The 16,908-nt window shown below is 62.7% G+C and carries 12 protein-coding genes and 1 pseudogene; 12 read left to right on the forward strand and 1 reads right to left on the reverse strand.

Annotation, left to right across the window (positions count from 1 at the left end; all coding sequences use genetic code 11):
• Positions 1-102: 102 nt before the first annotated feature.
• Genes glnE through BM017_RS17100 form a run of 8 tightly spaced genes read left to right on the forward strand, consistent with a single transcriptional unit; the run spans position 103 to position 10,046 of the window.
• On the forward strand, positions 103-3,042 hold the full coding sequence (gene glnE / locus BM017_RS17065; protein ID WP_092246535.1) for a bifunctional [glutamate--ammonia ligase]-adenylyl-L-tyrosine phosphorylase/[glutamate--ammonia-ligase] adenylyltransferase: 2,940 nt from the start codon (positions 103-105) through the stop codon (positions 3,040-3,042).
• Positions 3,043-3,096: 54 nt separating this feature from the next.
• Positions 3,097-4,131, forward strand: a complete 1,035-nt coding sequence (waaF, locus tag BM017_RS17070; protein WP_071492320.1) for a lipopolysaccharide heptosyltransferase II — start codon at positions 3,097-3,099, stop codon at positions 4,129-4,131.
• Position 4,132: 1 nt separating this feature from the next.
• Positions 4,133-5,194 (forward strand): lipopolysaccharide heptosyltransferase I, encoded by a 1,062-nt coding sequence (waaC, locus tag BM017_RS17075; RefSeq protein ID WP_092246538.1) that lies wholly within the window; start codon positions 4,133-4,135, stop codon positions 5,192-5,194.
• On the forward strand, positions 5,194-6,318 hold the full coding sequence (locus BM017_RS17080) for a glycosyltransferase family 4 protein (RefSeq protein ID WP_092246541.1): 1,125 nt from the start codon (positions 5,194-5,196) through the stop codon (positions 6,316-6,318). The genes waaC and BM017_RS17080 overlap by 1 nt, the downstream gene beginning before the upstream one ends.
• Positions 6,315-7,121 (forward strand): lipopolysaccharide core heptose(I) kinase RfaP, encoded by an 807-nt coding sequence (gene rfaP / locus BM017_RS17085; protein ID WP_071492317.1) that lies wholly within the window; start codon positions 6,315-6,317, stop codon positions 7,119-7,121. Before BM017_RS17080 ends, rfaP begins: the two co-directional genes overlap by 4 nt.
• The gene (locus BM017_RS17090; protein ID WP_092246544.1) at positions 7,121-7,855 is read left to right on the forward strand and encodes a lipopolysaccharide kinase InaA family protein; all 735 of its coding nucleotides are present in this window, start codon (positions 7,121-7,123) and stop codon (positions 7,853-7,855) included. The genes rfaP and BM017_RS17090 overlap by 1 nt, the downstream gene beginning before the upstream one ends.
• A complete protein-coding gene (locus BM017_RS17095) occupies positions 7,852-8,604 on the forward strand; it encodes a lipopolysaccharide kinase InaA family protein (protein ID WP_092246547.1) in 753 nt (250 codons plus the stop codon). Before BM017_RS17090 ends, BM017_RS17095 begins: the two co-directional genes overlap by 4 nt.
• Positions 8,604-10,046 carry a lipopolysaccharide kinase InaA family protein gene (locus tag BM017_RS17100; protein WP_092246550.1) on the forward strand — a complete coding sequence of 481 codons (1,443 nt, stop codon included), beginning with the start codon at positions 8,604-8,606 and terminating at the stop codon, positions 10,044-10,046. Before BM017_RS17095 ends, BM017_RS17100 begins: the two co-directional genes overlap by 1 nt.
• Here BM017_RS17100 and BM017_RS17105 read toward each other — a convergent pair.
• Positions 10,047-12,132 (reverse strand): annotated as a pseudogene (locus BM017_RS17105) (TonB-dependent receptor family protein). It lies immediately after the preceding gene.
• A gap of 198 nt (positions 12,133-12,330) precedes the next feature.
• Here BM017_RS17105 and BM017_RS17110 point away from each other — a divergent pair.
• The 4 genes from BM017_RS17110 (at position 12,331) to BM017_RS17125 (ending at position 16,881) form a co-directional block, all read left to right on the forward strand.
• The gene (locus BM017_RS17110) at positions 12,331-12,687 is read left to right on the forward strand and encodes a YceK/YidQ family lipoprotein (RefSeq protein ID WP_092246553.1); all 357 of its coding nucleotides are present in this window, start codon (positions 12,331-12,333) and stop codon (positions 12,685-12,687) included.
• 142 nt (positions 12,688-12,829) lie between these two features.
• Entirely contained in the window at positions 12,830-14,587 is a 1,758-nt protein-coding gene (locus BM017_RS17115) for a carbamoyltransferase family protein (RefSeq protein WP_092246556.1), read from the forward strand.
• On the forward strand, positions 14,588-15,484 hold the full coding sequence (locus BM017_RS17120; protein ID WP_092246559.1) for an antimicrobial resistance protein Mig-14: 897 nt from the start codon (positions 14,588-14,590) through the stop codon (positions 15,482-15,484). It abuts the gene before it with no gap.
• Positions 15,481-16,881, forward strand: a complete 1,401-nt coding sequence (locus BM017_RS17125; RefSeq protein ID WP_092246562.1) for a PIG-L deacetylase family protein — start codon at positions 15,481-15,483, stop codon at positions 16,879-16,881. The genes BM017_RS17120 and BM017_RS17125 overlap by 4 nt, the downstream gene beginning before the upstream one ends.
• The last annotated feature ends 27 nt before the right edge of the window (positions 16,882-16,908 follow it).

The following is a 16,908-nucleotide window of genomic DNA, read 5'->3' on the forward strand; positions in this document are numbered from 1 at the left end:
ATTAATTTCAGCTATTTCTAACCTTTGTTCGACAGTCCTTCATAGAGCGTGGTCCTTGCGTTCACAACACGTAGCCAATTACACGCCGATCAAGGATAGACCATGAGCCTTCCAACACTGGCCCAACTACCGGCCATTCTCTTGCCAAAAGCCCAGCGGGCCGAGCAGTCATTTCGTGACGCAGTGGCCGCGCTGGACGACGATCATGGACTTTCTGCGTGGACGCCGCAACGGTGGGCCGACTTCGCCCGCGTGTGCGCCGCCAGTGATTTCGTCATTGAACAGAGTGTTCGTGACCCTTTGATGTTGCTCGAGCTGGCTGCCTGGGGCGAGTTGGACCGGGGTTTTGCGCCCGGCGAGCTGTGCGGGCAGATTGCTGGCGCCGTGCAACAAGTCGAAACAGAAGATGAACTCGGCCGTGTGCTGCGTCGCCAGCGCACGCGCCAGCAAGTGCGCATCATCTGGCGCGACCTGACCCGCCAGGCCGACCTGGTGCAAACCTGCCGCGACCTTTCCGACATGGCCGACGCCTGCATCGACCAGGCCTACCAGTGGCTGTACCAACGTCACTGCGTACAGTTCGGCACGCCCACCGGGCGGCGCAGCGGCGAGCCGCAGCACATGGTGATCCTCGGCATGGGCAAGCTCGGTGCGGTGGAGTTGAACCTGTCGTCGGATATCGACTTGATCTTCGCCTACCCCGAAGGTGGCGAGACGGTGGGTGTGAAACGCGCCCTGGATAACCAGGAATTCTTTATCCGCCTTGGTCAGAAACTGATCAAGGCCCTCGACCCGATCACCGTTGACGGCTTTGTGTTTCGCGTCGACATGCGCCTGCGGCCCTACGGCTCGGCCGGTGCGCTGGTACTGAGCTTCAACGCGCTGGAGCAGTATTACCAGGATCAGGGCCGTGACTGGGAACGCTACGCCATGATCAAGGCGCGGGTCGTGGCCGGCGACCAGGTGGCCGGTGCACAACTGCTCGACATGCTGCGGCCGTTCGTCTATCGCCGCTACCTGGACTTTTCCGCCATCGAAGCGCTGCGCACGATGAAGCAGTTGATTCAGCAGGAAGTACGGCGCAAAGGCATGGCCGACAACATCAAGCTGGGCTCGGGCGGCATCCGCGAAGTGGAGTTTATCGCCCAGGCGTTCCAGTTGATCCACGGCGGCCGCGACCTGAGCCTGCAACAGCGCCCGCTGCTCAAGGTGCTCGGCACCCTGGAAGGCCAGGGTTACCTGCCGCCGGCGGTGATTGCCGAATTGCGCAATGGCTACGAATTCCTGCGTTACACCGAGCACGCGATCCAGGCGATTGCCGATCGCCAGACACAAATGCTTCCGGACAGCCCCGAAGACCAGGCGCGCATTGCCTTTATGTTGGGCTTTGCCGATTGGGACGCTTTCCACGAGTGCCTGATGTACTGGCGCGGTCGGGTGGACTGGCACTTCCGCCAGGTGATCGCCGATCCGGATGAAGAAGAGGGCGAAGAAAGCGAGTTGGTGGTGGGCGGTGAGTGGTTGCCGCTTTGGGAGGAATCCCAGGATGAAGAGGCGGCCTGCCGTCAGTTGGCCGAAGGTGGTTTTACCGACGCGGCCAAGGCGCTCAAGGCGTTGGCCGGCCTGCGCAACAGCCCGCAACTGCGTGCCATGCAGCGTTTGGGGCGCGAACGGTTGGATGCTTTTATACCGCGCCTGCTTGCCCAGGCGGTCGAGCACGCCAACCCGGACCTGGTGCTGGAGCGCGTGTTGCCGCTGGTGGAAGCCGTCGCCCGGCGTTCCGCTTACCTGGTGCTGCTCACGGAAAACCCCGATGCCCTGCGCCGTCTGCTGACCCTGTGCGCCGCGAGCCCGTGGATCGCCGAGCAGATCACCCGTTTCCCGCTGTTGCTCGACGAATTGCTCAACGAAGGCCGCCTGTTCAAGCCACCGCTGGCGCCGGAACTGGCCGCCGAACTACGCGAGCGTCTTACACGCATCCCCGAAGATGACCTTGAGCAACAGATGGAAGCCCTGCGGCACTTCAAGCTGGCCCACCGCCTGCGCGTGGCGGCCTCGGAGATTGCCGGCAGCCTGCCGCTGATGAAAGTCAGCGACTACCTGACCTGGCTCGCCGAGGCCATCCTCGAACAAGTGCTGGCCCTGGCCTGGCGCCAGACCGTGGGGCGCCATGGCTCGCCGCAGCGGTTGGACGGCACCCTGTGCGATCCTGGGTTTATCATTGTCGGTTATGGGAAAGTCGGCGGTATAGAACTGGGGCATGGTTCGGACCTGGACTTGGTGTTTATCCACGACGGTGATCCCCAGGCGGAAACCGATGGCGCCAAGCCCATCGACGGTGCGCAGTTCTTCACGCGCCTGGGCCAGCGCATCATCCACCTGCTGACCACCCAGACCAACTCGGGCCAGTTGTATGAAGTGGACATGCGCCTGCGACCTTCCGGCGCATCCGGTTTGTTGGTGAGTTCGCTGGGGGCGTTTGAGCGCTATCAGCAAAATGAAGCCTGGACCTGGGAGCATCAGGCCCTGATTCGTGCGCGGGTGCTGGTGGGCAGCCAGGATGTGGGCCAGGCGTTCGAGCGGGTACGGGCTAAGGTATTGGGGCAGGAGCGGGACCTGGCGAAGCTGCGCCAGGAGGTCAGCGAGATGCGCGCCAAGATGCGTGACAACCTGGGCACCAAGGGCACGGCGGCCGGCACCGGCGCCAATGCCTTCGAAGCCACGGCGCTGTTCGACCTCAAGCAGGACGCCGGAGGTATCGTCGATATTGAATTTATGGTGCAATACGCGGCTTTGGCGTGGTCTGCGCAACATCCATCGTTGCTGCGCTACACCGACAATATCCGCATTCTGGAAGGCCTGGAGCAGGTAGGCTTGATGCCCGCCGCCGATGCCCATCTGCTGCGTGAGGTGTATAAGGCCTACCGATCCGCCGCGCACCGCCAGGCCTTGCAGAACGAGGCCGGTACAGTGGCCGGGGATCAGTTTGCCGACGAACGGCGCCAGGTAATGCGAATCTGGCAGGCGCTGGGGCTGAGCTGAAACACTATTACGGCGGGGAGGCATAAGCCTCCCCGCATCGTTTGTGGAAACTACATGAATATTCTGATCGTTGGGCCCAGTTGGGTCGGTGACATGGTGATGGCGCAGACACTCTTCCAGTGCCTGCGCGTGCGTTACCCGGACTGCCAGATCGACGTGCTCGCCCCCGAGTGGAGCCGGCCGATCCTCGAGCGCATGCCCGAGGTGCGCAAGGCCTTGAGCTTCCCGCTCGGCCACGGTGCCCTGGAGCTGGCAACCCGCCGTCGCATCGGCAAGTCCCTGGCGGGTGAGTACGACCAGGCGATCCTGCTGCCCAACTCGCTCAAGTCGGCGCTGGTGCCGTATTTTGCCGGTATCCCCAAGCGCACCGGCTGGCGCGGCGAGTTCCGCTACGTGCTGCTCAATGACGTGCGCACGCTGGACAAAGCCCGCTACCCGCTGATGATCGAACGCTTCATGGCCCTGGCCTATGAGCCGGGTGCCGAGTTGCCCAAGCCGTATCCGCGCCCGAGCCTGCAGATCGACCCGCTGAGCCGCGACGCGGCCCTGGCCAAGTTCGGCCTGACCCTGGACCGGCCGGTGTTGGCCTTGTGCCCCGGCGCCGAGTTTGGCGAGTCCAAGCGCTGGCCGTCGGAGCATTACGCGAAGGTGGCCGAGGCGAAGATCCGCGAAGGCTGGCAGGTGTGGCTGTTCGGTTCGAAGAAGGACCATCCGGTAGGTGAAGACATTCGCCAGCGCCTGATCCCCGGCCTGCGTGAAGAGGCAGTGAACCTCAGTGGCGACACGTCCCTGGCCGAGGCCATCGACCTGCTGTCCTGCGCCGATTCGGTGGTGTCCAACGACTCCGGCCTGATGCACGTGGCCGCTGCGCTGAACCGCCCGCTGGTGGCGGTGTATGGCTCCACCTCGCCGGGCTTCACGCCGCCCTTGGCCGATCAGGTCGAAGTGGTGCGCCTGGGCCTGGAGTGCAGCCCATGTTTTGACCGTACCTGCCGTTTCGGCCACTACAATTGCATGCGCCAGTTGTTGCCACAGCCGGTGAACGAGGCCTTGCAGCGGTTGCAGGGCTCTGCGGTCGAGGTCCGATAGCTTGCGCGTACTGGTAATCAAGACCTCATCCCTGGGCGACGTGATCCACGCCTTGCCGGCGCTGACCGACGCGGCGCGGGCGATCCCCGGCATTCAATTCGACTGGGTAGTGGAAGAAGGTTTTGCCGAGATTCCCACCTGGCACCCGGCGGTCGACAAGGTGATCCCGGTGGCGATCCGCCGCTGGCGCAAAAACATCTGGCAAACCATCAAGAGTGGCGAATGGCAGCGCTTCAAGCAGCAAGTCCAGTCGACCAAATACGATCTGGTGATCGACGCCCAGGGCCTGCTGAAAAGCGCCTGGCTGACCCGTTATGTGCGTGCGCCCGTCGCGGGTTTCGACAGAAACTCCGCCCGCGAGCCGATGGCCGCGCGTTTCTATTCGCGACGCCTCGCCGTTGCGCGAGGGCAACACGCGGTGGAGCGTCTGCGCCAGTTATTCGCCGTGGCGCTCGGATATGACCTGCCCAAAGGCCTGGGTGACTACGGCCTGAGCACTGAAAAGCTCCTGGGCCTGCCGCCGAAAAAACCTTTTGTGCTGCTGTTGCACGGCACCACCTGGGACACCAAGCACTGGCCCGAAGCCTACTGGCGCGAGCTGGCCGAGCGCATGGGCCGCCTGGGTGTCGACGTGAAATTGCCGTGGGGTAACGCCGCCGAAAAAGCCCGTGCCGAACGCCTGGCCCAGGGCCTGCAAAACGCCGAGGTGCTACCCAAGCTGAACCTGGCCGGTGTGGCTCGTGTATTGGCCGGCGCTCGCGCCTGTGTGGCGGTGGACACCGGTCTCGGCCACCTGGCCGCCGCGCTGGATGTGCCGACCATCTCCCTGTTCGGCCCGACCAACCCCGGCCTGACCGGTGCCTACGGCAAGCGCCAGATTCATCTGGCCAGCGACTTCCCCTGCGCGCCGTGCCTGCAAAAGCAATGTACCTATCAACCGACGGCCGACGACCTGCGTCGGTTCGACCTCAAGCGCGAGTCGCCCCTGTGCTTCACGCGCCTGAACCCAGAGCGTGTGGCAAGCCGACTGAGCACGTTGTTATTGGCTGAGGAGCTGCACTGATGCAACTGGCTTTTGTGCTGTACAAATATTTCCCCTTCGGTGGCCTGCAGCGCGACTTCATGCGCATCGCCCTGGAGTGCCAGCAGCGCGGTCATCAGATTCGTGTGTACACGCTGATCTGGGAGGGCGACATCCCGCCCGGCTTCGAAGTGCTGGTGGCGCCGGTCAAGGCGTTCTTCAACCATCGGCGCAATGAAAAGCTCAGCGCCTGGATGGCTGCCGACCTGGCCAGGCGCCCGGTGGACCGCCTGATCGGCTTCAACAAAATGCCCAACCTGGACGTGTACTACGCCGCCGACGGTTGCTTTGAAGACAAGGCGCAAAACCTGCGCCACTCGCTGTACCGCTATTTCGGCCGCTACAAGCACTTCGCCGAGTACGAACGCGCAGTGTTCGCCAAGGACGCCAAGACCGAAGTCCTGATGATTTCCGAAGTTCAGCAGCCGCTGTTCATCAAGCATTACAACACCCCGGTGGAGCGCTTCCACCTGCTGCCACCGGGCATTGCCCAGGACCGCCGCGCACCGCCGAATGCCGCCGAAATCCGTGAGGGTTTCCGCAAGGAATTCAACCTCGGCGACGACGAGTTGCTGCTGGTGCAGATCGGCTCGGGCTTCAAGACCAAAGGGGTCGACCGCAGCCTCAAGGCCGTGGCCGCGTTGCCGCCTGAATTGAAAAAACGCACGCGCCTGTTTGTAATCGGCCAGGACGACCCCAAGGTATTCCAACTGCAAAGCGCCACCTTGGGCTTGGGCGATAACGTGCAGTTCCTCAAGGGCCGCAGCGATATCCCGCGTTTCCTGCTGGGCGCCGACCTGTTGATTCACCCGGCGTACAACGAAAACACCGGCACCGTCTTGCTCGAAGCCCTGGTGGCCGGGTTGCCGGTGCTGGTCTCGGCGGTATGTGGGTATGCCCACTACATTGCCGAGGCCGACAGTGGCCTGGTACTGGATGAGCCGTTTGAACAAGCGCAGCTCAACCAGTACCTGACGCACATGCTCACCGACACTGCACAGCGCGCGGCCTGGAGCCGCAATGGCCTGGCCTTCGCTGAGACGGCCGACCTATACAGCATGCCGCAGCGCGCTGCGGATGTGATTCTGGCGGAGCCAAAACGATGAAGTTGATTCTTGCCGAACCGTTCAAGACATTGTGGGCCGGGCTTGATGCCTTTGCCGAAGTCGAGAAACTGCAAGGCCAGGTATTCCGTGAGCTGGCGGCGCGCCGCACGCTGCGCACCGTGGTGGATGGCCGTCCGTATTTCGTGAAGATCCACCGTGGCATCGGCTGGGGCGAAATCTTCAAGAACCTGATTACCGCCAAGCTGCCGGTGCTGGGCGCAGGCCTTGAATGGGCGGCGATTCATCGACTTCAGGCACTCGGCGTGCCGACCATGACCGGCGTGGCTTTCGGCGAGAAGGGCAGCAACCCGGCGGACCAGCACTCGTTCATCATCACCGAAGAGCTGGCGCCGACCCTCAGCCTCGAAGACGTCACGATCAATTGGGTCGCCGAACCGCCTGCGCCCGCGTTGCGTCATGCCCTCACGGCCGAGCTGGCGCGCATGGTTGGCGATATGCACCGGGGTGGCGTAAACCACCGCGACTGCTACCTGTGCCACTTCCTGCTGGACACCGCCAGGCCCATCGATGCGAACAACATCAAGCTGTCGGTGATCGACCTGCACCGCGCTCAACTGCGTGCCCATCTGCCGCTGCGCTGGCGCGACAAGGACCTGTCCGCGCTGTACTACTCGGCGCTGGATATCGGCCTCACCCGTCGCGACAAGCTGCGTTTTCTCAAGGGCTACTTCCGCCAGCCGCTGCGCCAGATCCTCGCTGAGCAATCGGCGTCACTGAGCCTGATGCAGCGCAAGGCCGACAAGCTGTATGCGCGCAAGCTGCGTTATGGGGATGCGATCTGATGGCGGGTTGGAACCTGGAACCTGCGTACGCCAGCCTGGCGGATGATTTCGGCAACCTCGAAGCGGTCTTCGCCCTGCAGGGCGAGCGCCTGACCCGCGATCCGCTGTCGGAAGTGATCCGCGTGGAGCGTTGCGGGGTCAACTATTACGTCAAGCGCTACATTGGTGCCGGCAAAGGGCTGCGGCGCTACCTGGGCAAGCCGCGGGTCAAGTCCGAATGGCAGAACCTCAAGCGTTTCGCCAAATGGGGTATTCCCACCGCTGATGTGGTTGCCTGGGGGCTGGAGCGAAAGGGCCTGGCCTATGATCGTGGGGCAATGATCACCCGCGAGCTGCCGAAGACCGAAGACCTCTCGGTATTGGCCGAGCGCAACGATGCGCGCCTGCGCGACCCCAAGTGGGTCGACGCGGTGAGCCGTCAGCTCGCCGAATACACACGCACCATGCACGATCATCGCTTTACCCATAACGACTTGAAGTGGCGCAACCTGTTGATCGATGACCAGCAGACCCTGTACCTGATCGACTGCCCCAACGGCGATTTCTGGCGCGGGTTCTGGCTCAAGTACCGCATCACCAAAGACCTGGCCTGCCTGGACAAGGTGGCCAAGTATCACTTGTCCGCCACCCAGCGCCTGCGTTTCTACATGCAATACCGTCAGCGCCGACACCTGAGTGCAGCGGACAAACAGCGTATTCGCCACGTGGTGAAGTTTTTCGAGGGACGTGAATGAGTGATTTCCTGGCGGCTGAAGACCGGGCGCTGCTGGAGCGCAACGGCTTGGCGACGTTCGACGCCCTGTGGGCCAAACAACTGGATGCAGTGGATGAACCCAACACCAGTCGCGGCGGCTGGAGCAGCGTGTTTCGTCTGGAGCTGGACGGCCACGGTTATTACCTCAAGCGTCAGAGCAACTACCTGACGCGCAGCCTGCACCGTCCCTTTGGCGAGCCGAGTTTCTCCCGCGAGTTCCGCAATATCAGTCGTTACCGCAAGCTCGGCATCCCTGCCTTGCAGGCGGCTTTCTACGGCGAGCGCAAGGTGGGCGGCGAGCATCGCGCCATGCTGCTGACCCGTGCCCTGGACGGCTGGAATGACCTGGATTCGCTGCTGGGGCAGTGGCCTCAATTGAGCGACGCCCAGCACCACGCGATCCTGCTGGCCTGCGGTCAGCTTGCACGTCGGTTGCACAGCGTCGGCCAGGTGCATGGCTGTTTTTATCCCAAGCATATTTTTATGCAGGCCACCGGCGACGGCTATGCCGCGCAGTTGATCGACCTTGAGAAAACCCGCCCGCTGCTGTTCGGCTGGCGCGATCGGGTCAAGGACCTGGAGCCGTTGTTGCGACGTGCACCGCAGTGGTCGGATGAACAGGTACGCCAACTGTTGGCCGCCTATCTTGATCAACCGAAGGACAGCGCGCTGGTCACCAGCTGGCTGCAGAAACTGACCGCGCGCCGTAGTCACAAGGAAAACCGTTGATGCGTCTGTCCGAGCTGAAAGCCGCCGGCCGTAACCCCGAGCTGCCACTGACCCTCGAACTGGCCGATGCGGCCGGCCCGGGCCAGTTGCAACTGCTGAGCCTGTTGCGTGTGCTGCCGGGCGAGCGTTATGTGGGGGCGGCGGTCTGGCGCGGTCGTCCGGTTTTGGCCAAGTTACTGGTGGGCAGCAAGGCGGCGCGGCACTTTCAGCGTGAACTCAGCGGCGTGCGCCTGCTCGCCGAGCAAGGCCTGACCACGCCGTTGCTGCTGGCCGATGGCTTGCAGGAAGGCGAGGGCGGCTGGCTGCTGTTCGAGTTCATTGAGGGCGCCGAAAGCCTGGCCGCTGCCTGGCAGGCCGTCGAAGACCTGCCGCCGCTGGCTGACGAACAAACCGCCGTGCTGGCCGAAGCGCTGGGCGCCATTGCGCAGATGCACACCAGGGGCCTATGGCAGGAAGACCTGCACCTGGACAACCTGCTGCGCCAGGACGGCAAGCTGTACCTGATCGATGGCGCCGGGATCCGCGTCGAAGAAGCGGGTAAACCGCTCTCACGCAACCGTGTGCTGGAAAACCTCGGGGTGTTTTTCGCCCAGTTGCCGAAGAATCTCGAGCCGTTTACCGAAGAGCTGCTGGTGTACTACCTGCTGAGCAACGGCGAGCACGCCCTGCCGCTGGAAGCCCTGGAGAAACAGGTGCGTAAAGTCAGTGCCTGGCGCCTCAAGGACTTCCTGAGCAAGGTCGGCCGTGAATGCACGCTGTTCAGCGTGGTGCGCGGCGCCTTTGCCTTGCGCGCGATCCGGCGGGAAGAGGAGCCGGCCATGCTACCGGTGCTGGAACAGGCTGACGCACTGCTGGACCAGGGGCATTTGTACAAGACCGGCGGCGCCGCCAGCGTGGCCAAGGTCGAGGTGGCCGGTCGGCCGCTGGTAATCAAGCGCTATAACATCAAGGGCTTCGCCCACTGGCTCAAACGCTTCTGGCGTCCGAGCCGTGCCTGGCACTCCTGGCGCGAAGGCAACCGCCTGGCGTTCCTCGGTATCGCCACGCCCAAGCCGCTGGCGGTGCTGGAAAAACGCTTCTTCTGGTTGCGCCGTCGCGCTTACCTGGTCACCGAATACCTGCCCGGCCCAGATATCATCGAGCGCTTCGCGCCGTACGTTGAAAATGGTGACGCGCCGGAAAACGAACTGCAGGCGCTGGATCACCTGTTCGCCGAGCTGATCCGTGAACGCATCAGCCATGGCGATTTCAAGGGCCACAACCTGTTCTGGGACCAGGGCCGCTGGTCGCTGATCGACCTGGACGCCATGTGTCAGCACGGCTCCGAGGCGAGCTTCGCCCCGGCGTATGCCAAGGACCGGGCGCGGTTCATGCGTAACTGGCCCGAAAGCAGTGCGTTGTACCAATTGATTGATCAGCGGTTGCCTCGAGATATCAACTGATCAGAACCGATACTCCGCCCCGGCGCCTGCATACCACGAACGTCCAGGCGCCGCTTCGTAGTAGCGGTTATTGCCGTCGCCGACGATCACCGAGCCGACGTACTGGCGGTCGAGCAGGTTGTCCAGGCGCAGGGTCTGGTGGAAGGTCCAGTGTTCGACTTTCTGCTCAAAGCGGGCGCGCCAGTTGAATACGCTGTAGGCCGGGGCGGCGTGTTGGCTGTTGGTGTCTTCGACGTAGACCTGGCTGCGGTACATCCCTTCGAGGGCGGTGCTGACCCAGTCCCTTGGTTTCCAGCTCAGTTCTGCGAACAGCGTGGTTTGAGGGACTCCCGGCAGGTAGTTGCCCTTGTCGACGGCGGTGTTGCCGCTGACGAAGTCACTGTCGTAGGTGGCTTGCAGGCGGGTGTAGGCGAGGTTGGCGCTCCAGTGCTCGCTGAGCTGGCTTTCGATGCCCAGTTCGAAGCCGCGGCGCAGGGTGCGGCCGGCGTTTTGGTAACTGGTGCGGCCGTCTTTGGATTGAGCGACCACTAACTCATCTTCTGTAGTTATCTGGAATACGGCCGCATTGATCCTGGTGTTTTTCACTTGGGCCTTTAATCCCACTTCGTACTGGGTGCTCTCTGACGGTTTCAAGCCGAAGTTGAAGCCCTCCACATTGCCCGGCGCATAGGCCAATTCGGCCTGGGTTGGTGTTTCGAAGCCTTTGCCCGCGCTCACATAACCATGCAGTTCAGGCGTGAACGCATACATCACGCTCATTGACGGCGTATTTTTCTGATAGGTCTTGTTGCCGCTGGAATCGCCGTTGCTGAGGAACTGGTCGTCAACGTCCAACTGCATGGTGCTGTGCCGGACGCCGGCTTGCAGGGTCCAGCGGTCGAGGGCCCAGTTGGCCTGGATATAGGGGTCGAGACTGCGGGCGGTGTCGATTTCATCGCGGCGCAGTTGGCCTTTTACGCCGAGGGTGTTGCCGCTGTAGTTCTGGTAGCCGTGGCGACTGTCTTCGCTTTGATCGAAATCCAGGCCGGAGATGATCATTAGCTCGCCCGGTGCGCTTTCAATAGGCTGTATCCAACGCACGCTGCCGCCATAGAACTTGCGGTCGAATTGCACCACCCCGCCGCCACGCTCGTTGGCGGGTGTGCCCTTTGGAATCGACAAATACTGAATCACACTCCGCCGCCCCGTATATCCGTTCACCTGCAGTGTCGCATCGCCGAAGTACCGCTCGTAATTCATTCCCAATTGCTGATGATCGATGCTTTTACGCGTGTTGTACGTCAGCGCGTTGGCGCTCACCGAGCGTGGGTCGGCCTTCGTACGCTGCCCAGGTCTGCCCCAGCGGGTCCTGGGTGCCGTTCTGCTCCAGGCTGCTGTAGATCAGCGCCACCTTGCTGTCGTCATCCGGCTGGACATTGAGCTTGGCGAAGGTCTGGTCGCGGCGTGCGCTGCTGTGGTCGCGGTAGCCGTTGGTGTCCATGCGCGAAGCGTCGAGCACGAAACCGGCGCCGTTGGTCGCGCCTTCGGCGTTCAGGTGGTTCTTGTTCAGGCCGTCGCTGCCCACCAGGGTCTCGGCGCCGATGCGCGGTGGGCCTTCGCCGTCGCGGGAGAACATCTGGATCACGCCGCCGGCATTGCTGCCATACAGGGTGGCGGCAGGGCCGCGCAGCACTTCGATGCGTTCGGCGGTATCGAGGTTGAAGGTGGCCGCCTGGCCCTGGCCGTCCGGGGTACTGGCGGGGATGCCGTCGGCAATCAGCTTGATGCCGCGCACGCCGAACGCCGAGCGGGCGCCGAAGCCTCGGGAGGAAATCTGCAGGTCCTGGGCATAGTTCTGGCGGTTCTGCACCACCAGGCCAGGCACGCGGGACAGGGCCTCGGAGGCGTTGATGCCCAATTGGCCGTCGCTGATCTGTTCGCGGCTGATGCCGTCCACCGAGTACGGCAGGTCGAAGGTCGGGCTGGCGCTGCGCGAGCCGGTGACCACGCTGGGGTCGAGGACCAGCGGAGCGTCGTCGGCCCGAGCGGCATCGCTCAGGGCCAACAGGCCAGGCAACAACAAGGTGAAGCGGGCGAGGGTTTTCATCAGTCAGCCGGAATCCATGGCGCGCATAGGAGGTAGACGCGCAAAGGGGCGCGAGTTTAGTGGCTCAGGCGATTTTTATCATTTGGGAATCGTCCTACGCTGCAAATCAATTTTGCTGCTTTGGGTCACCCACCTTGGCGATGGTAGCGTGGTCAGCCTTGGCAATAACAATGGCGGATGGGCCATAAGGAGAGGGTCATGAGAATGGGGTCGAAAGTCTTGTGCAGTGCGCTGTCGCTTGTGTTGACGGGCTGCGGAACCATCAATACGGTCTTCCGGCCCGACGCGGTCACCAGCCAGAACCTCAAGGACTCGCGCAGTCACTGCGAAAACGTGCCGCGCATCTACAGCGGGGTGATCTACGGGTTCTGCACGCTCAATGGGGAGCCGGCGCCCGACAAGAGCCTGAAGGACAAGAGCCTGATCGACCATGACGGGAGCATGCTACCCTTTGTCGCGGTCGAGTTTGTCGCCTCCGGCGTGCTGGACACCCTTGTGCTGCCCTACACCGTTTACCGTCAAAGCCGGGACGGCAGCATCGAGATCTTCCGCTGATCCCTCTTGACGCTCGCCGCTAACAGCTTCCTTTCGCTTTTACGCTATAATCCCGCCCTTTAGCTGTTTCCCGCCCAGGCGGGGAGCACACTTTTTTCAGGCGCAACCCGCCTGCATGCAGACTAAAAGAGGCTAGACCCCTGTGGCATTGACGATTCTTGGCCTGTCCGGCGCCCTTAGCCATGATCCTTCCGCAGCCTTGTATATCGACGGCAAGCTGATCGCTGCCGCCGAAGAAGAACGCTTCGTACGCGACAAACATGCAAAGAACCGCATGCCCTACGAGTCGGCGAAGTTCTGCCTGGAACAGGCCGGTATCAAGCCTTCCGACGTTGACGTGGTGGCGATCCCGTTCGCCCCGATCAGCCTGTTCGGTGAGGCGCGCTGGCATTACGCCAAGCGTTACTGGTACGCCCCGGACCGCGCCCTTGATGCGATCCTGATGGGCAACCGTCGCTACAAGCGCTATCGCAACAAGATCGTCTGGTGCCTGGAGCAACTGGGCTTCGATCCGAAGAAAATCAAGATCGAACCGGTTGAACACCACCTGGCCCACGCTTCCAGCGCCTACCACTGCTCCGGCTTCCAGGAGAAAACCGCGATCCTCGGGATCGACGGTAAAGGTGAGTACGCCACCACGTTCTTCGGCTACGGCGAAAACGGCAAGATCCACAAGATCAAGGAATTCTACGACCCGGACTCCCTGGGCGGCCTGTACGGCGCGATCACCGAGTTCCTCGGTTTCGAGATGCTCGACGGTGAGTTCAAGGTCATGGGCATGGCGCCGTATGGCGACGCCAGCAAGTACGATTTCTCGCGCCTGGCCTCCTTCGAGAACGGCGAGCTGGTGATCAATACCGACTACGCCAACGTCATCGGCCTGCGCCGTTATAAAGAGAAGGGCAAGGGTTTCTACTTCTCGCCAAAACTGATCGAGTGGCTGGGTCCCAAGCGCGAAGGCGATATCGCCGACGAGCCGTACATCCACTACGCCGCCAGCATGCAGGCGCTGTTCGAGAAGCTGGCCTTGCAGATGATCGACCACTACCTGGGCGACATCCTCAAGGACACCGGCAAGCTGGCCTTCGCCGGCGGCTGCGCGCTGAACGTCAAGCTGAACCAGAAAATCATCGCCCGTGATGACGTCAAGGAGCTGTTCGTACAGCCAGCCTCCGGCGATGCCGGTACTGCCGTGGGCGCGGCGGCCTACGTGTCCCACGCCCGGGGTGTGCCGGTGGAGAAGATGGAACACGTCTACCTCGGCCCGTCCTACAGCAACGAAGACGTGATCGCCGCGTGCGCCAGGCATGAGAGCAAGCCGAACTGGCGCAAGATCGAGAACATGCCCCAGCGCATCGCCAGGATCATGGTCGACGGCAACCCGGTGGCTTGGTTCCAGGGCCGCATGGAGTTTGGCCCGCGTGCATTGGGCGGCCGCTCGATCATCGGTTGCCCGAGCGCCACCGGCGTGGCGGACCGTATCAACCACCAGATCAAGTTCCGCGAGCGCTGGAGGCCTTTCTGCCCGTCGATGCTCGACACCGTCGCGCCGCAGATGATCAAGGTCGACCACCCGGCACCCTTCATGACCTTCACCTTTGAAGTGGCCGAAGAGTGGAAGACCCGCGTGCCGGAAGTGGTCCATGAAGATGGCACCTCCCGCGCCCAGGTGCTCAAGCGCGAGTACAACCCGCGCTACTACGACATGATGAAAGAGCTCGAAGTGCTGACCGGCAACGGCGTGTCCCTGAACACCTCGCTCAACCGTCGCGGCGAAGCGATGATCTGCTCGCCGACCGACGCGCTGAACATGTTCTTCGGTTCCGACCTGCAATACCTGATCATGGAAGACATTCTGGTCGTCAAGGACGGCGTGGACCCTTATGACGCCGTGGTCTAAATGCTGAACCGCTTCCAGGTGTGGCGTGAGCGTGGCTGGGCGCCTGTCGAGGCCGAGGTTTACGCCCAGGCCTGGCAGCGGTTTGGCGGCAGCGTTGCGACCCATCCGCAGGTTGTCGAACGCTTGGCGGGCCTGGCGCAGATTCCGGTGCGTTACCTGGGCTGGGAACAGGACGGCGAACTCCGGGGGGCGATTGCCACCTGGGGGCGCGACCTGGCCCTGTCCAAGGACGTACTCAAGCGCAGCGGCAAGAAAGGCCTGTTTGACTTGGGCAATGCTGAGATCATCCTGCCGATCACTGCCCATGCCCAGTTGCCGGTGCGCCATCGCGGGCGCTACCTGTCAGCGCTGAACGAGGGCCGCATCAGCACCCTCAAGTCCCAGGCCGAGCAGTTGGCCATGGCGCGTACCCCCGAAGACCTGTCGAAGAAGTTTCGCTACAACCAGCGCCGCGAACTGCGTCTGCTGGAAGAGGCGGGCGGCGTGGTGCGGGCGGTGAGCGAGTTTTCCAGTGTGGAGCTGTCGGCGATCTACTGCGATCTGTTCCAGCGCCGCTGGGGCTTTGCCGCCACAGGCGCCGAGCGCCTGGCTGAGGTGCTGGAGCTGCTCAAAGAGTTCCTGATCGGCTCGGTCCTGTTTCTCAACGATGCGCCGATTGCCGTACAACTGGTGTACCGCGTCGAGGCGCCGGAGTGGATCAGCATCGAGTACGTCAATGGCGGTGTCGACCCTGAAACCCGGGCATTCAGCCCCGGCAGTGTGCTGAGCTTCCTCAACACCCAAAGTGCCTGGGAACAGGCGCGGGCCGTGGATAAACCGCTGCGTTTTTCCTTCGGGCGTGCCGACCGCGAGTACAAGGAGCGCTGGTGCAACCCGGTGCCGGTGTTCAGCGTATGAGCCGCAAACAGCAACTGCTCAAGCGCCACCGGCGCAATAAACGCATTGCGCTGCTGATCGGGCTGCTGCTGTTGATCGCGACCGGTGTGCTGGTGGCCTGGTGGTTGCCGCTGATCCTCGCGGTCGTGCTGTGGGTGGCCCACGAAGCCTGGTTTGCCGACCACCTGTTTTATTCGCCCAAGGAAGACTACCAATACAGGTTTGCGTCGAGTGGTCAGCAGGTCGGGCTGCGTCTGGAGGGCGGCAGGTTGCTGGCAGAGACACCGCTCGAGCTGGCTGGCGATGAAACGCTGATCGTCGAAGTGCAGCTCAAGAGCACTCTCTGGGGGCGCTTGTTTGATCCTGCAGTTGATTTTCTGGACGATCGCCAGGCGTTCGAGCGCGGGGTTGCCGGCAAGCGTTGCCTCAATCTCACCGGTTCGGCGGCGGCATTGGCCGGCGGTGAACTGCGCCTGCGCGGGCGCTTTTGTCGCGTGATCGGCCAGCCGGTCTTGTGGGTGTTTCGCCAGCCAGATGCTGCCCGCCAGCGGGTGATGGTGATCGCCCCTCACGCCGATGATGCTGAGCTGGCTGCCTTCGGTCTGTACAGCCAGGCGGATGAAAGCTGGATCGTGACCCTGACCGCAGGTGAGATCGAGGCCGAGCACTATCAGCAAATGGGCTTGCCCAAGGCTGAAGCGGCGCGGATCAAAGGGCGCCTGCGTGCCTGGGACAGCATTGCCGTGCCGCGCTGGGCCGGTGTGCCCGAGGCGCACTGCGTGCAGTTGGGGTATTTCTGCCTGCAACTGTCGGCCATGCGTGACGCCCCCGATCAACCCCAGGCATCGCGCGAAGCGCAGTTGGACGATACGCGGCTGTTCCGCCAGTTCAATGCCTTGGCGTTGCCGGGGGATGTGGACGGTGCGCCGACCTGGAACAACCTGATAGCCGACCTGCGGGCGGTGTTGCTCAAGGCGCGTCCCGAGGTGATTGTGTTGCCGACGCCAGTGCTCGATCCCCACCCTGACCATATCTGCGCGCACACCGCGGTGGTGCAGGCGCTGCAGGGGCTTGAGTGGCAACCGACCACGTTGCTTGGTTATGCCAACCATCTGCATGATAACGACCGTTGGCCCATGGGTGATTCAGGCGCTGGCATCGCTTTGCCGCCACAGTTCGATGCCGCCCAGGTACTTGAGCCCTATTGCCGGGTGCTCAGCTTGAGCCAACAGCAGGACAAGGCCATGGCGCTGGGCATGATGCATGATCTGCAGCCCCGTGCACCGTTCAAGCGCCGGGTGCGTCGTCTGTTGCAGCAATGGCTGGCCGGCCGTGGTCCATCGCCTTACGGCGAGAACGAATTTTTCCGCAAGGCCGTGCGCCGCCACGAGCTGCTTTGGGTGCTGAAGCAGGACTGAAATTGACTTTTTTCGTCGGGCTGCCCG

This window comes from Pseudomonas sp. NFPP04 (assembly GCF_900113815.1).
Taxonomy (GTDB): domain Bacteria; phylum Pseudomonadota; class Gammaproteobacteria; order Pseudomonadales; family Pseudomonadaceae; genus Aquipseudomonas; species Aquipseudomonas extremorientalis.

Bases quoted from the DNA above. Each gene is read 5' to 3' on its own strand.
- glnE (WP_092246535.1), top strand. From the start codon at position 103: ATGAGCCTTCCAACACTGGCCCAACTACCGGCCATTCTCTTGCCAAAA.
- waaF (WP_071492320.1), top strand. From the start codon at position 3,097: ATGAATATTCTGATCGTTGGGCCCAGTTGGGTCGGTGACATGGTGATG.
- BM017_RS17080 (WP_092246541.1), top strand. From the start codon at position 5,194: ATGCAACTGGCTTTTGTGCTGTACAAATATTTCCCCTTCGGTGGCCTG.
- rfaP (WP_071492317.1), top strand. From the start codon at position 6,315: ATGAAGTTGATTCTTGCCGAACCGTTCAAGACATTGTGGGCCGGGCTT.
- BM017_RS17090 (WP_092246544.1), top strand. From the start codon at position 7,121: ATGGCGGGTTGGAACCTGGAACCTGCGTACGCCAGCCTGGCGGATGAT.
- BM017_RS17095 (WP_092246547.1), top strand. From the start codon at position 7,852: ATGAGTGATTTCCTGGCGGCTGAAGACCGGGCGCTGCTGGAGCGCAAC.
- BM017_RS17100 (WP_092246550.1), top strand. From the start codon at position 8,604: ATGCGTCTGTCCGAGCTGAAAGCCGCCGGCCGTAACCCCGAGCTGCCA.
- BM017_RS17110 (WP_092246553.1), top strand. From the start codon at position 12,331: ATGAGAATGGGGTCGAAAGTCTTGTGCAGTGCGCTGTCGCTTGTGTTG.
- BM017_RS17120 (WP_092246559.1), top strand. From the start codon at position 14,588: ATGCTGAACCGCTTCCAGGTGTGGCGTGAGCGTGGCTGGGCGCCTGTC.
- BM017_RS17125 (WP_092246562.1), top strand. From the start codon at position 15,481: ATGAGCCGCAAACAGCAACTGCTCAAGCGCCACCGGCGCAATAAACGC.